We start from the raw sequence: 14,457 nt of genomic DNA, 5'->3' as shown, positions 1-14,457 counted from the left end.
CGCTCGTGGTGCTGTTCGTGGGCACCACCAACACCGCGGACTTGTGGTACTTCCAGTACACGTCGTACCTGAACGCGTTCATCCTGCCCGGGCCGCTCAGGCTGGGGCTGCGCGAACACCTGACAGCCCAGCGTTCCAATGGGCTTGTCGCCATGGTCAATCGCATCCGCAACGAAGCACGCGCCAGAGCGAACTGATCAGCCTGGCTGTCTCTGCATGCGGCTGAGCATTGGCTGCTCCACATAGCGATAGAGCATCAGGCCGATCCAGATGCCGGTGGCGATCGCCACGACAGTAACGATCGGGACGATTCCGGGCAGGCTGGACCCGATCAGCCTGAGCCCAAGGCCCGCGATCAGCGCCACGGCGAAGATATGGGCGAGATAGATCGAGTAGGACGCATTGCCCAGGCGTTCGAGCCAGGTCAATTGCGGGAGGCTCTGCTGGTAGCGCAAAGCCAGAAGCACCACCCCGGCCGAAAAAGCGAGGAAACCCACGAAGGCCGTGGCGTCCTCAACCAGCCCGCGGTTCCAGGCGAAGCCCTCGATCAATCCAAGGACGGCGACTAGCGCCAGTCCCAGCATGGCCGGCCCCGGCAGCGTCGCGATCTTGCCTTCAACCTGGGCTAGCCCAATCCAGCACCCGGCGACAAAGGCCAGCGGCAGGAAGCTTGTATAGAATTGCGGGATCGCCGATTGCGGCGCGATCAGAAAGCCGACAAGCGCGAGCGCCATATAGGCAATGGTCAGCCCCACGACGCGGCGCCGGGCGGTGAACATGGCGAGCAGTGCAAAGCAGGCATAGAAGAACATCTCGTAGTTGAGCGTCCAGCCCAGCTTGTAAAGCGGGTGCAGGCCATTGCTGGCGGCATTATAGAACGGGATGAAGGCGAGCGAGAGCGCAAGCTCGGAGCCATCAAAAGTCGTGGTCTTGAACAGGTGCGGTGCCAGCAATGCCAGAGCGGCCGCAACCAGCGTAAAGGCCCAATAGAGCGGCACGACGCGCTGAATGCGCCGGCGCATGAACTGGCGCCCGTCGAACCGCCCGGCATTGGTCACGCTGACCATGATGAAGCCAGAGATGACGAAGAACAGGATGACGCCCAGCCAGCCAAGCCGCCCATAGGCGAGGTTTTCCGTCGCCAGGGGATAAAGCAAGGCATGGGATGCCAGAACCAGCAGAGCGGCGATGGCGCGCAGATATTGAACGGCGACGATCTTGCCAGGCATTTCTCGGGAATCCCGGGGGAAGCAGGCGAGAAAATAGCACGCCTGCCGCCGGAGCGAACATTACAGAAGATTACATCGTTAAGATCGTGCAGAGGCCGGAAACATCGGCACCCGCTCCGACAGCCACTGGCGCTGCCGCGCCACCTCGCGCCCCTGCGCTTCGGCATCAAGACCATAGCGCGCCGCCAGCGCCGAAAGTGCGATGCGCAGCACCAGCTTGCCGCCGCGACGCGGCCAGTCGCGTTCGGTTTCCACGTCCTGCAGGCCCCTGTCCAACCCACAGATGTCGACGAGCACGTCCCAACACTCCGACGGCATGGCAGCCGCCAGATCATTGAGCTGCCGCCGAGCATCGGCCGCGCTGACCGATAACTGCCCCTGAACGGGACTACCGCTGGCTCGCCCACCAACACGCGTTGGATCATAGGACATGGTCACCCTCTGGCGCAGAAGTGCCTTTTCGAAAGTAAGCGCCAGGCGGCGCGCCGCCTCGACATGATGGGGAAGCAGGAATGGTGGGGCATCGCGGCGGGAGGCCGCCAGCCGAACGACGGCGTCGGGCACACACTCAGCCATTTTCGCCTCCCAGCATGCTTTCAAGCCGGTCAAGTTCGGCGTCAAAGGCCGGATCGTCGCGCAAATCCTCGATCAGATTACACGCATACGAGACTGTTGTCCTATCTCGTCCAAAGGCCGAACCGATGGAGGTCAGGCTGATCCCCTTGGCGACATGGGCGAGATACATGGCCAACTGCCGGGCACGGGCTGTGTCGGCCCGACAACGAGATATGTGTACCAACAATCGGATAGGGATATTTTTCTCGCGCGAAACTAGCGCGAGTACATCAGCGAGGCCACCATCCGCATGGAGGGGCCGCCGGCGCGCCAGGGACACGGTTTCAGCTGGTGGGTCGATTCGCACAGACATCCTCCATTGAGTATAGGACAATATTCCTATACCCTGACAGAGGTTTTCCACCCCGGGGATAAGTTGGGAATTCGGCAGGCAAATCAGTGTGCCGAAAACACTGTGGCCGCCCGGAGGCGGCCACAAAGCGAGGAGACTAGTCTATCGCCCGCCGAAACCCTGAAGCCAGAAGCGCTTCGATGGTTCCCGTTGGCGAAATAGGAAGTTAGAGCAATCGAACCGCGGTACGGAACGGTGCTCCCTCAGGACGTTCAGCCAGCCTTGCGGCCGAGCCCATTGTCCTTGGCAAGCTTGGAGCGGGTCGCGGAATAGTTCGGAGCGACCATGGGATAGTCTGCAGGCAGACCCCACTTCTCACGATATTCCTCGGGCGAGAGGTTGTAGTGCGTGCGCAGGTGGCGCTTGAGCGACTTGAACTTCTTCCCGTCTTCCAGGCAGATGATGTAATCGGCTGCCACGGACTTGCGAACCGGGACGGCCGGCTTCAGATCCTCGACCACTGCGGGGGCTTCATTGCTCCGCAGGGCGCGCAGGGCGCCATGGACATCGGCGATCAGCCGAGTGAGGTCCGAGGGGCTCACGGCGTTGTGGCTTACATAAGCAGACACGATGTCCGCACTAAGCTCAACGAGATCGAACTCTCCCGCTTCAGCCGGAGCGGTGTTGTCGTTCATGATTTGACCTTCCAGTATTTTTTTATTGGGCAGCAACAGGGGCAGTCACAGCCGCGCAGCATTCCTAATTCTGTTTACTCATTCACGCAACTGCTGCCAGTTCAATAAACTCGAAGCATCGCGCGTTATTCATGAGCCAGAATTTTGTTCCAATCGTGTCTTGAGATCGTCGCGCACCGTACTTTGGTCGGCACGATAACCGGCAAGATAACTAGCGCGGGCAAGGAGATGCGCAGCCACCGGAGTAGTCAAAAGCAGGAAAAGCACCCCGATCAGAGCCCGCACCGAGACTGCAACATCCATGCTGATGAGCGCCACGGCGACGAGGACCAATCCACCGCCAACTGCACCTGCCTTGGAGGCGGCATGCATCCGCGTGTAAAGATCAGGCAAGCGGATGACACCGATGGCGGCGAGAAGCGTGAATATCGCCCCCAGAATCAGCAGCACACCCCCAAGGCAAAGAACGATATCGGCAATCATCATTGCGCCTCCATTGCGGAGGCATCGACCTTGAGGCCGCGCCGCAAAATATAGCGCGCCAGAGCAACAGTTGCGAGGAAGCCCAGCAGCGCCAGGGCAATGGCAATGTCTAGATAGAGCATCAACCCGGTGCGGATGGCCACTGCGCCAATGAACCCCATCGCCACGACCGTCATCATGTCGAGCGCCAGAACGCGGTCGGAAAGGGTCGGTCCAATAATGATCCGGACGATAGACAGTAACAGCGCCAGGCCCAGGATGATGAGAGCAACAAGACTGCAGAGGTCGACGAAGGCAACGACGCTCATTTAAACACCTCCCTGATCCTGGCCTCGAAGCCATTGTCAATATCGGCAATCAGCGCCGTGTCGTTGTCCATGGCGAGCGCGTGGACATAGAGCACCGAGCGATCCTCGGCGATATCGACGGTCAAAGTCCCGGGGGTCAGCGTGATCATATTGGCCAGCAGCGTGATTTCAGCGTCGGACTTGACCGTCAGCGGCACCGCAACGATCGCCGGCTTCAGCGCCGACTTGAGGTTGGGATGCATCACCACGACCGCCACCTTGATGGCGCTTGCCATCAGCTCATAAAAAAAGAGGGCCGCCAGCGACAGGATCTTGGCTGTCTTGCGCAGCGCCCCCTGCTGGTGGATCGAATAGCGCAGGATAAGGATGGCAACGCCGCCCACCAGCCCGCCAAACAGCAGGTTGAGGCCGGAGAAATTGCCGGTGATGCCGGCCCAGCCCAACGCCAGGATGATGACGAGGAACGCGCTGTTCATGACGCACCTCCGGCCAGCCCGACCGCCTCGATATAGCGGCCGGGATCAATGATATCGGCGGCGGCGCGCTGCCCCACCTCGATCATCGGATTGGGCCAGAGGCCCAGCAGCACCACGCCAAGCACCAGCGCGCCGACGACGGTGAAGGCCATCCGCACCTTGGGCGTGGGTGGCACCAGCGCCATGGGCTCGCTGCTGCCCGGCGAGCCCTCGGGCCCATTGCGCCAGAAGATGTGGGCCCAGAGCCGCGTACCGGCGATCAGGGTCAGGATGGCATTGAGCACTAGTGCAACGACCATGGCCGTGCCGACCCAGCCCAGTTCGGCATCCATCACCCCGGCTTCGAGCAGCAGCAGTTTCGGCCAGAAGCCGAGGAAGGGCGGCACGCCGGCTACGGCGAGAATAAGCACGAAGAAGAGGATCGAAAGCGGCGCGCTGGCCGCGTAGAGGCCGCCCATCTGCCGCGTGTCCCGCGCGCCGGTGCGCACTTCAACGAGGCCCACCACCATGTAGAGCGCCGTCATCGCGAGGATCGCGTGGAAAATGTAGATGCCGGCTCCGGCAATACCGATCACATTGGGCATGGAGAGCCCGGCAAGGATCGCGCCGATGCCACCGATGACGAAAAAGCCGATTGCCCGGCGCAATTGCGTTTCGGCGATAGCGCCCAGCGGGGCGATCACCAGCGTCGCGATCGCCAGCACGGCCAGCACCGGCTCGAGCAGGTCGCGGCTGTCGGGCAGCAGCGCCACCTGCGAACGCAGGAGGGCATAGGCGCCCACCTTGGTCAGCAACCCCGCGAACAGCGCCGAAACGGCTGCTGACGGGGTGTGATAGGACGCCGGCAGCCATGCATTGAGCGGGAAAGCCGCCGCCTTCATGCCGAAGGCAAGCAGCAAGAGTGCCGCGATCCCCGTAATTGCCGCCCGGTTAGCCTCGGGCGCAACGCGGATGATGTCGGCCATGTTCAGCGTTCCGAGCAGGCCATAGGTGAGGCCGAGAGCGAGCAGAAACAGCGTCGTCGCGAGGAAATTGAGAAAGCCGTATTTCACCGCGCCATCGAGCTGCAGCGGCGTGCCACCCGAAACGATCAGGCCGAACGAGGCGATGAGCATCACCTCGAACCAGACGTAGAGATTGAAAAGGTCGCCAGTGAGGAACGAGCCGGTCACCCCCGCCAGCAGCAGCAGCACCATGGAGTGGAACCCGTCGCCGCTGTCGTTTCCGTCGCGGTCGATCTCGGCATAGAGTACGACGATCAGCGTCACCACAGCCGCAGCCAGCGCGAAGGCGGCGCCAAGAAGATCGGCCGTCAGACTGATGCCGAAAGGCGGCAGCCACTTGCCCATGGTCATGCTGAGCGGCCCTTCGCTGACGACGCGCAGCAGCAGGCTGATCTCGCAGGCGATGATCCCGACGATCACCAGCACCGCGCCCAGCATCGGCACGCCATTGCTGCGTCGCACCACCAATAGGGCCGCAGCCCCCATCAGGGCGAGCACGATGGGCAGCACCAGCACCCAGTCGGCTGCCGAGGTCGCGGTCTCAATCATGGCCTGGGGCAATTCGGTCATGGTCAGTAGCTCAATGGCGGCTGGGGCGCATTTTCAGGCTCAGCCAGGCGCATGGTGTCGGTATTGTCGGCATCAAGGCTCTTGTAGGCGCGAAAGGCGAGCACCAGCAGAAAGCTGAACATGGAAAAGCCGATAACGATGGCCGTCAGGATAAGCGCCTGCGGTAGCGGATTGGCGATCGGCCCGGCCGGCACCTCGAGCCCTGCGGGCACGATAGGCGCCACTTCGCGCATCACCCGGCCGGAGGTAAAAATCAGCAGGTTGACGCCATTGCCCAGCACCGTCATGCCGATCAGCATGCGGATCACCGAGCGCGAGAGCAGCAGATAGACGCCAAGCGAAACGAAGACGCCAACGAGTGCGGCCAGGACATAATCCATCAGAGGTCCTCCTCCTCGTCGCTTTCGAGCGCCAGCGCCACCGCCGAAAGAGTGCCGAAGACGACGCAATAGACCCCGATATCGAAGAACATCGGCGTCGACAGCGGCACAACCGTCTCGCCCAGATGCAGATACATCCAGATCGAGGTCATGAAGGGCGCATGGATGAAAAGGCTCGCGAGCCCTGCGAACCCGGCAAGCAGAACGCCGAAGCCGGCAATAGCCAGCGGATCGACTTTGAGCGCGCGTCGCACGGCCGGCACGCCGGAGGCCATGCCGAAGACGGCGATGGAGGCCGCCGCGATCAGCCCGCCGATAAAGCCACCGCCCGGCTCGTTGTGTCCACGCAGGCAGACATAGACGGAAAAGACCAGCATGGTCGCTACGATCAGCGGCGCAGCGGTGCGGAAAATAACGGTGTTCATGGCGCCGCTCCCTCCGCCTTCCGGCGTCGCCGCAACAGCGCCAGAATGGCGATGCCCGCGCCCATCACCACGGAAATTTCGCCCAGCGTATCAAAGCCGCGATAGTCGACGAGGATGACGTTGACGATATTGGCGCCATGGGCAATCGGCACGCTGGTGGCGGTGAAGAAATCCGAAAGCCGCGTGTCGAGCGTGCCGCTCAAAATCTGCATGAGTAGCAGGCTCACCCCTGCCCCGCAGACCACGGCCAGCGTCCCGTCGCGAGCCCAGTCCTCAAACGGGCGATGGTCCCGCGCGTCGAGCCGCAGATTGGTCATGACGATGGTGAGGATCACCACCGACAGCACTTCCACCATGAGCTGGGTGAAGGCGAGATCAGGCGCACCGAAGAGCAGGAAGATCAGCGCCAGCGCCGTCCCCTGAATGCCCAGGGATAGAATGGCGATCAGGCGACTCCTAGCGATCAGCACGGCCATAAGCCCGAAGACTGCCAGCGCAATGACGCCCCATTCATAGGGCCGCAGATCAGGCAGGACGAGACGCTTGGACCAATCCCCCAGCTCGGCCGTCGGCACCATCCAATCAAAGCCACCGAGCGCCAGCATCGGCCCAAACAACGCCACTGCGAGCGTTGCAAAGACCAGCACGAGATAGAATTCGAGCTTGCCGTGATGCAGCAGGCGCGTCACCGCCGCCGAGAAGCGGATGAGCCCGAACATGGCGGCGTCGAAAACCTGATCCGCCGTCCAGCCGAGCCCCGCGCTCAGGCGGCGCAATACAGCGCGAATGGCATGGGCCTGCCGGAAAACCGCGATGCCCAGCAGCCAGGTCAGCGCCGACAGCCAGATCAGTGGGCTGGCAAGATCGACAGCCAGCGTCACGTGGGTTTCGACGGCCTCACCCAGGATCGCCGTCGCGCCCGGCGCCAGCACATCGTGGTTGAGCCAATCGGGCAGGATGCCGGCAACGATGCCGAGCCCACCGAGCAGCACTGGACCAATCAGCATGGCAATCGGCGCCTCATGCGCGGTCTTCGGCGTCGGCACGGCATCGCCAAGGAACGGCTTGATGGCGACGACGAGCGCCACGCCCGCGAGCAGCGCATTGCCGATCACCATGACGGCCAGAACCAGCAGCATCTTCCAGTCGCCACTGACAACCGCCAGGTACATTTCCTCCTTGGCGAAATAGCCGACGGTCAGCGGCAGCCCGACCATGGAGAGCGCCGCGAAAGCGGCGGCAATGAATGTCGCCGGCATCTTGTCGGCGAGCCCACCAAGCGCGGTGATTTCGCGCGTACCGGCCTCATGATCGACAGCGCCGGCCACCATGAACAGCGCGGCCTTGTAGCAGGCATGAGCGACGAAATAGGCGATGACGGCGGCAATGGCGGCCTTGCTGCCAAGCCCAATCAGCAACACGAGCAGGCCAAGCGAAGCAATCGTCGTCTGCGCCAGGATCTGCTTGAGGTCGGTTTCCCGCAGCGCACCAAGCGCCCCCCAGATCAGCGTCACCCCACCGAAGACGACGAGAATTCCCGTCCAGGCCTCAGTGCCGCCCAAGAGCGGTGTCATGCGCGCAAGAAGATAGACGCCAGCCTGCACCATGGTCGCCGAATGAAGAAATGCCGAAACCGGCGTCGGCGCCTCCATGGCATTGGGTAGCCAGAAGTGCAGCGGAAACTGCGCTGACTTGGTGAAAGCGGCACCGACAAAGAGCGCCAGCAGCAAGCCGTAGACGCCGGATTCCACCAGCACACCCTCGAGCCCGCGCATTTCGCTCAATAGCCAGGTTCCCGAGACGTGCTGAGCCAGGATCACCCCGACAAGCAGGCACATGCCACCGATATTGGTGATCACCAGCGCCTGGATCGCACCGCGCCGGGCGGCCTGGCGATTGTGGTCAAAGCCGATCAGCAGGAAGGACGTGATCGAGGTCGCCTCCCAGAACATGAAGAGCGCCAGCATGTTGTCGGCCAGCACCAGCCCCAGCATCGAGCCCATGAAGGCAAGAATGAAGGCCAGGAAACGCCCTTTGTGCGGATGCCCCTTCAGGTAGGCCCCGGAATAGAGGACGATCAGTGTGCCGATGCAGGCAATGGTCAGCGCAAAGATCAGGCTCAGGCCATCGACGAAAAAGGCGAGCGTCAGCCCATAGGACGGCACCCAGCCGATCGCAGCCGAGATCGATCCCCCAGCCAGGACCGGCCCTACCGCGCCGAGCAGCAAAGCAAAAATACCGGCGGGAACGAGGGCAAGGATCCAGCCAGAATAGCGGCCGGCGAGACTGTGTACGAAAGGCGTCAGCAACGCCGCGAGGAAAGGCGCCAGAGCGGCAAGTGCGATGCTGGCATCCACGGACAGCCCCACTCGGCCCCTCCTCCACATTCTTCATCTTTCGGTGAGCGAACCTTACCCATGAGGACCACGAGGACAAGCCAAATCGGACCGCCCCGACCGATAGTGGCAGCTTTTGCAAAGGCTTTTGGGGGTCTGGCAATCCGGGAGCGGGCAGCCTATGTCCTTGTGACCTTCCCGGCGGCCGAAATCGGGCCGCCCGAAAACCCCGCGGAAAGACAATGAGCCAAGCAACGCCTCCCAAAGCCAAGCGCGTGCCCCATAGCCACACCCATCACGGCATTACCCGTGAAGACTCCTGGGCCTGGTTGCGGGCTGAGAACTGGCAGGAAGTGATGCAGAGCCCGGAGACGCTCGATCCAGAGATCCGTGCCTATCTCGACGCCGAAAACAGCTATTACGAAGACCAGTTCGGCAAGCCGACGGCGGAGCTGCAGGACAAGATCTACAAAGAGATCCGCGGACGCATCAAGGAAGACGATTCCGGTGTTCCCTCGCCCGACGGTCCCTGGGCCTACAATTCGCGCATGCTCGAGGGCAAGCAGTACCCGCTGGTCGTCCGCACTCCGCGCAATGGCGGCGAGGAAACCGTGCTGCTCGATTGCAACGTGGAAGCAGGCGATGGCTATTTCGGCTTTGCCGGCGCCGACCACGACATGAGCCACCGCTATCTCGCCTGGGCCGCTGACCGGGCCGGCTCGGAATATTACGACATCGTGGTGCGCGATCTCGAAACCGGTATCGATAGCGCCGAAGTCATCAAGGACACGGCCGGTGGCTATGTCTGGTCCAACGATTCCAGCGCCATCTACTACACCGAATATGACGACAACCACCGCCCCTATCGCGTGCGCCGCCACGATATCGGCACCGACCAGGCGATCGACCCGATCATCTATGAAGAGAGCGATCCCGGCTTCTTCGTCGGAGTGGGCAAGACGCAGAACGACAAGTTCATCATCATCGACGCGCATGATCACCAGACTTCGGAAGTCTACCTGATCGACGCGATCAAGGGCGGCAAGCCGCATGTCGTTTCGCCGCGCCTCACCGACCGCGAATATGACGTCGAAGAGCGCGATGGCCTTCTCTACATCCGCACCAATGCCGACGGCGCCGAGGACTACAAGATCGTCACCGCGCCGCTCGACAATCCGGGCGCCGAGAACTGGACCGACCTCATCGCGCACCAGCCGGGCGTCCTGATCCTCGACACCATCGTCATCAAGAACCATCTGCTGCGTCTCGAACGCCAGGATGGCCTGCCGCGCATCGTCGTGCGTGACCTGACGACCGGCAAGGAAGACACGGTCCGCTTTGCCGAAGAAGCCTATGCCCTCGGCATGTCGGTCGGCTACGAGTTCGATACCACCGTCTTCCGCCTGTCCTATTCCTCGCCCACGACGCCGAACCAGATGTTTGACGTGGACTTGGCAACGGGCGAACGCACCCTGCTGAAAACCCAGGAAGTGCCCTCCGGCCACGACCCCGCGCAGTACGAAACCCGCCGTATCTTTGCCAAGGCGGTCGATGGGGCCGAAGTGCCGGTCACCCTTCTCTATAAGAAGGGCACCAAGCTCGACGGCTCCAACCCGGCCCTGCTCTACGGCTATGGCGCCTATGGCATGTCCATGCCCGCCAGCTTCTCGGTCTCGGTGCTGTCGCTGGTCGATCGCGGCTTTGTTTACGCCATCGCCCATATTCGCGGCGGCATGGACAAGGGCTATGCCTGGTACAAAAACGGCCGACGCGAGTTCAAGACCAATACCTTTGCCGACTTCATCGCCGCCGGTGAGGCACTGATTGCAGGCGGCTACACGCAGAAGGGCAAAATCGTCGCGCAGGGCGGTTCGGCCGGCGGCATGCTGATGGGCGCCATCGCCAATCTCCGTCCCGATCTCTGGGCCGGCGTCATCGCCCAGGTGCCGTTCGTCGATGTGCTCAATACCATGCTCGACGACACGCTGCCGCTCACCCCGCCCGAGTGGCCCGAATGGGGCAATCCCATCACCTCGGCCGAGGACTACAATCGCATCGCGGCCTATGCGCCCTATGAAGCCGTTTCGGCCCAGAACTACCCGCCGATCTTCGCGCTTGCCGGCCTCACCGATCCGCGCGTGACCTACTGGGAACCGGCAAAATGGGTGGCAAAACTCCGGGCAACCACAACGGGGGATGCGCCATTATACCTCAAGACCAATATGGGGGCCGGTCACGCCGGCGCCTCGGGTCGCTTCGATCGTCTCAAGGAGACGGCCCAGTGCTATGCCTTTGCCATAAAGTCGGTCGGATTGGACGGTTAGTTCTCGGCTCGTCATTGTTGCGCCAAGCCAAAGTGCTTATACGTCTTGCCTAATTCCGATTTCGCTTCAGCGTCATCTTTCCAGAAACGGAGGCTACCATGACCACCAAGTTCACCCTGCCGCCCCTGCCCTATGCCTACGACGCCCTGGGCCCCTACATGTCGGCCGAAACGCTCGAGTTCCACCACGACAAGCACCACCAGGCTTACGTCACCAATGGCGAAAAGCTGCTTGAAGGCTCGGGTCTCGAAATCTTGCCGCTCGAAGACATCGTCAAGGAAAGCTTCGGCAAGAATGCTGGCCTCTTCAACAATGCCGGCCAGCACTACAACCACGTCCACTTCTGGAACTGGATGAAGCCCAATGGCGGCGGCAACAAGCTGCCCGCCAAGCTCCAGGCCGCCGTTGATTCCGACCTCGGCGGCTTTGACAAGCTGCGCGCCGACTTCATCGCTGCCGGCACCACCCAGTTCGGTTCGGGCTGGGCCTGGATCTCGGTCAAGAACGGCAAGCTCGAAATCTCGAAGACCGCCAATGGCGAATCTCCGCTGGTCTATGGCGGCAAGCCGATCCTCGGCGTCGACGTGTGGGAACACTCCTATTACATCGACTACCGCAATGCCCGTCCGAAGTACCTCGAAGCCTGGTTCGACAACCTGGTGAACTGGGAACACGTCGAGCTGCTCTTCGACGAAGCCACCGCGTAATTCACCCGCGACGCTTCCCGATCTCTTTCGGATCGGCGTCAAAATTCATGTCCCGTCGGCGCGCCGCGTCGGCGGGACATGTTTTTTTCCAAGATATTCTGAATCTTGGTGGAATCCCCATCTTCAAACACTCGATTGTCCGTGTTAACGATCCATTTACCACCGGGGGGGATGCGTTGACGTCACGGCCGAAAACGGTCGCCATACTGGCCGCCAATACTGCGCTAACTTCTGTGCTGACCATGGTCTTGGCCGGCGATACGCGTCTGCGCGTGCGTCCCTTCGAGAGCGAAGCCGAACTCTTCGCCTATATGCGAATCGCACCTCTCGACATGCTCGTGGTTGATTTCGACCGCGAAGGCCGCCCGGCCTACGAAATGGTCGAAGCCATTCGTCTCGATCCACGCTTTGTCAGCCGCGAGCTGCCGGTCATCGCCCTGACGCGCAGCATCACCCCGCCGATGCGCCACCAAGCCATCAGCGCCGGTATCGATGAAGTGCTGGTCAAGCCTATGTCGCCGCGTCATCTACTGCAGCGGGTCCAGGCGAGGCTGATCAATCGCAGCGTCGTTGGTCTTTTGGGTTCCGGCTATCGTGGCCCGGAGCGTCGCGACCGCGTGCCGCTGCCCAAACCTCAGCAGCATCTGACGCGCCGCTCGACCGACAATGTCGTGCCGCTCTTTCCGGATCGCCGCCGCCCGATGCATCCGGGACTCGAGCCCTAAGGCTTAACCTGCCCCTCTGCACACTGCGGAAACCCGTACGAAGCGCCCGGCTAGCCTATCGCTTCTGCTCGAGCACCCAGCTGACCTTGTTCCACAGATCCTCGACGGAATCGGCGAACTGTACATTGCGGTCATAGCCGGCCACCGAGTGCGACAGCACGTCACCGGCAAAGCCCTTCACCACTTCAAAGGCGCGGTGCCGGTTGAGCATGACGACGGGCTTACTCCGCCCACGCGTCGACGCCCAGCTGCCGAACAGTGCCGAGGCCGAAGCCAGCGAGCCCGGCAGGACCACCAGCACATCGGCCTCATCGGCGAGCAGAGCCTGGCGCGCCGCGCGATCGGCGACCACACGCACTGGCACGCCGGATAGGGTCGGGGGCAGCGCCACTTCCTCGTCCGCCAGCACCGAGACCGCGCCGCCCGCCGTCCGCGCCGCCGTCATCAGTGGCAGCGGGCCGACGCCCTGCTCCCAAAGGCAGAGCAGTTCCGCGCCGCGCCGGGCAAAGTGGTTGCCGGTCTGGGTCATCAGGCTCGCCCGTTCGGGATCTCCCGGCCCCTTATCCGAGGCGAAAATACCGATCACAGCCATGCTTATCTGCCCTTCAGGCTGCCGAGAATGCCACGCACGATGGCATTGCCCAGCCGGTTCGCCACGGTGCGGGCAAACGAGTTCATCGCTGCCTCTGCCGGCGTCTGCCGACTCGAGGTCCGGCGGGGCTGGCTGGCGCGCTCATCGCGGGCCTGCCGTTCGGCCGCCACGCGGTCAGCCTCTTCGCCCTTGGCGCGCTGATCTGCCAGCTGCCGGTCTCGCGCCCGGCGTTCGAGAATTTCAAAAGCCGATTCACGGTCGATGACGGTGTCATAGAGCCCACCCACCGGCGATTGCGCGATAACGGCGTCGCGCTCTGCGGCATTGAGCGGCCCCACCTGGGCCGAGGGCGGCCTGATCAGCGTACGCCCGACCATGGAGGGAATGCCCTTGTCTTCGAGCACCGAGACTAACGCCTCACCAATGCCGAGCTGGGTAATGACTGCTTCGGTCGAGAAGGCGGGGTTGGGGCGGAAGGTTTCCGCCGCCACTTTCACAGCCTTCTGCTCGCGCGGCGTATAGGCGCGCAGCGCGTGCTGCACACGATTGGAGAGCTGGGCCAGCACCGATTCCGGAATGTCGATCGGGTTCTGCGTCACGAAATAGACGCCGACCCCCTTGGAGCGGATCAGCTTTACGACCTGCTCCACCTTGTCGATCAGCGCCTTGGGCGCATCGTCAAACAAGAGATGCGCTTCGTCGAAGAAGAACACCATCTTCGGCTTATCCGGGTCGCCGACTTCGGGCAGTTGTTCGAAGAGTTCCGACAGGAGCCAAAGCAGGAACGTCGAATAGAGCCGCGGCGATTTCATCAACTGGTCGGCGGCAAGGATCGAGATGAAGCCGCGCCCATCGCTGTCGATGCGCATCAGGTCGGCGATCTCAAGCGCCCGCTCGCCGAAGAAATTGTCGGCGCCCTGCTGCTCAAGCACCAGCAGCGCACGCTGGATGCTGCCGATGGAGGCGGTCGTCACATTGCCATAGCGCCCCGAAATCTCCTTGGAGCGCTCCTGGATATTGACCAGCATGGAGCGCAGGTCCTTGAGGTCGAGCAGCAGCAGGCCTTCCTCGTCGGCAACGCGGAAGGCGATGTTGAGCACGCCTTCCTGGGTGTCATTGAGGTCGAGGATGCGGCTCAGCAGCACCGGGCCCATTTCCGAGATCGTGGCGCGGACCGGGTGGCCCTGCTTGCCGAACAGATCCCAGAAGATCACCGGGAAGGAATCATTGGTGTAATCGGTAAAGCCGATGTCTTCGGCGCGCTTGGTCTGCCATTCCTGGATCGGCTGGCCCTTG

16 protein-coding genes and 1 pseudogene are annotated in these 14,457 nt (G+C 62.3%); 4 read left to right on the top strand and 13 right to left on the bottom strand.

Annotated features, from left to right (window positions below):
- Positions 1-197, top strand: a pseudogene (locus J0I64_RS16470) (SufE family protein); the annotation flags it as partial.
- On the opposite strand, the gene J0I64_RS16465 reads toward J0I64_RS16470, so the two are convergent.
- From J0I64_RS16465 to mbhE, 11 genes are all read right to left on the bottom strand, one after another.
- The gene (locus tag J0I64_RS16465) at positions 198-1,229 is read right to left on the bottom strand and encodes an acyltransferase (RefSeq protein WP_291410166.1); all 1,032 of its coding nucleotides are present in this window, start codon (positions 1,227-1,229) and stop codon (positions 198-200) included.
- Positions 1,230-1,307: 78 nt separating this feature from the next.
- Positions 1,308-1,805, bottom strand: coding sequence for a DUF6456 domain-containing protein (locus J0I64_RS16460; protein ID WP_291410164.1), 498 nt, complete (start codon positions 1,803-1,805; stop codon positions 1,308-1,310).
- A complete protein-coding gene (locus tag J0I64_RS16455) occupies positions 1,798-2,157 on the bottom strand; it encodes a helix-turn-helix domain-containing protein (protein WP_291410162.1) in 360 nt (119 codons plus the stop codon). Before J0I64_RS16455 ends, J0I64_RS16460 begins: the two co-directional genes overlap by 8 nt.
- Before the next feature lie 251 nt (positions 2,158-2,408).
- On the bottom strand, positions 2,409-2,831 hold the full coding sequence (locus J0I64_RS16450; protein ID WP_291410160.1) for a MucR family transcriptional regulator: 423 nt from the start codon (positions 2,829-2,831) through the stop codon (positions 2,409-2,411).
- 129 nt (positions 2,832-2,960) lie between these two features.
- Positions 2,961-3,314 (bottom strand): monovalent cation/H(+) antiporter subunit G, encoded by a 354-nt coding sequence (gene mnhG, locus J0I64_RS16445; RefSeq protein WP_291410169.1) that lies wholly within the window; start codon positions 3,312-3,314, stop codon positions 2,961-2,963.
- The gene (locus J0I64_RS16440) at positions 3,314-3,622 is read right to left on the bottom strand and encodes a cation:proton antiporter (RefSeq protein WP_291410158.1); all 309 of its coding nucleotides are present in this window, start codon (positions 3,620-3,622) and stop codon (positions 3,314-3,316) included. The genes mnhG and J0I64_RS16440 overlap by 1 nt, the downstream gene beginning before the upstream one ends.
- On the bottom strand, positions 3,619-4,098 hold the full coding sequence (locus J0I64_RS16435) for a Na+/H+ antiporter subunit E (protein WP_291410155.1): 480 nt from the start codon (positions 4,096-4,098) through the stop codon (positions 3,619-3,621). The genes J0I64_RS16440 and J0I64_RS16435 overlap by 4 nt, the downstream gene beginning before the upstream one ends.
- Positions 4,095-5,672 carry a proton-conducting transporter membrane subunit gene (locus J0I64_RS16430; RefSeq protein ID WP_291410153.1) on the bottom strand — a complete coding sequence of 526 codons (1,578 nt, stop codon included), beginning with the start codon at positions 5,670-5,672 and terminating at the stop codon, positions 4,095-4,097. Before J0I64_RS16430 ends, J0I64_RS16435 begins: the two co-directional genes overlap by 4 nt.
- Before the next feature lie 2 nt (positions 5,673-5,674).
- Positions 5,675-6,052: a Na+/H+ antiporter subunit C gene (locus J0I64_RS16425; RefSeq protein ID WP_291410151.1), complete on the bottom strand. Its 378-nt coding sequence runs from the start codon at positions 6,050-6,052 to the stop codon at positions 5,675-5,677.
- Positions 6,052-6,477 carry an MnhB domain-containing protein gene (locus J0I64_RS16420; protein ID WP_291410149.1) on the bottom strand — a complete coding sequence of 142 codons (426 nt, stop codon included), beginning with the start codon at positions 6,475-6,477 and terminating at the stop codon, positions 6,052-6,054. The genes J0I64_RS16425 and J0I64_RS16420 overlap by 1 nt, the downstream gene beginning before the upstream one ends.
- The gene (mbhE, locus tag J0I64_RS16415; protein ID WP_291410147.1) at positions 6,474-8,846 is read right to left on the bottom strand and encodes a hydrogen gas-evolving membrane-bound hydrogenase subunit E; all 2,373 of its coding nucleotides are present in this window, start codon (positions 8,844-8,846) and stop codon (positions 6,474-6,476) included. Before mbhE ends, J0I64_RS16420 begins: the two co-directional genes overlap by 4 nt.
- Positions 8,847-9,055: 209 nt before the next feature.
- Here mbhE and J0I64_RS16410 point away from each other — a divergent pair, with 209 nt between their 5' ends.
- From J0I64_RS16410 to J0I64_RS16400, 3 genes are all read left to right on the top strand, one after another.
- On the top strand, positions 9,056-11,137 hold the full coding sequence (locus tag J0I64_RS16410) for a S9 family peptidase (protein ID WP_291410145.1): 2,082 nt from the start codon (positions 9,056-9,058) through the stop codon (positions 11,135-11,137).
- Between the two features lie 98 nt (positions 11,138-11,235).
- Complete coding sequence (locus J0I64_RS16405) at positions 11,236-11,844, top strand: superoxide dismutase (RefSeq protein WP_291410144.1); 609 nt, start codon at positions 11,236-11,238, stop codon at positions 11,842-11,844.
- A 176-nt stretch (positions 11,845-12,020) separates the two neighbouring features.
- Positions 12,021-12,569: a response regulator gene (locus tag J0I64_RS16400; protein WP_291410142.1), complete on the top strand. Its 549-nt coding sequence runs from the start codon at positions 12,021-12,023 to the stop codon at positions 12,567-12,569.
- 55 nt (positions 12,570-12,624) lie between these two features.
- On the opposite strand, the gene J0I64_RS16395 is transcribed toward J0I64_RS16400, so the two are convergent.
- Complete coding sequence (locus J0I64_RS16395) at positions 12,625-13,161, bottom strand: hypothetical protein (protein WP_291410141.1); 537 nt, start codon at positions 13,159-13,161, stop codon at positions 12,625-12,627.
- A 2-nt stretch (positions 13,162-13,163) separates the two neighbouring features.
- Positions 13,164-14,457: helicase HerA-like domain-containing protein (locus tag J0I64_RS16390; RefSeq protein WP_291410139.1), on the bottom strand; the 1,294-nt coding region annotated here is incomplete at its 5' end.

The sequence above is a fragment of the Devosia sp. genome, assembly GCF_017307565.1.
Taxonomy (GTDB): Bacteria; Pseudomonadota; Alphaproteobacteria; order Rhizobiales; family Devosiaceae; genus Devosia.
This window is presented reverse-complemented; position numbering and strand designations above follow the sequence as displayed.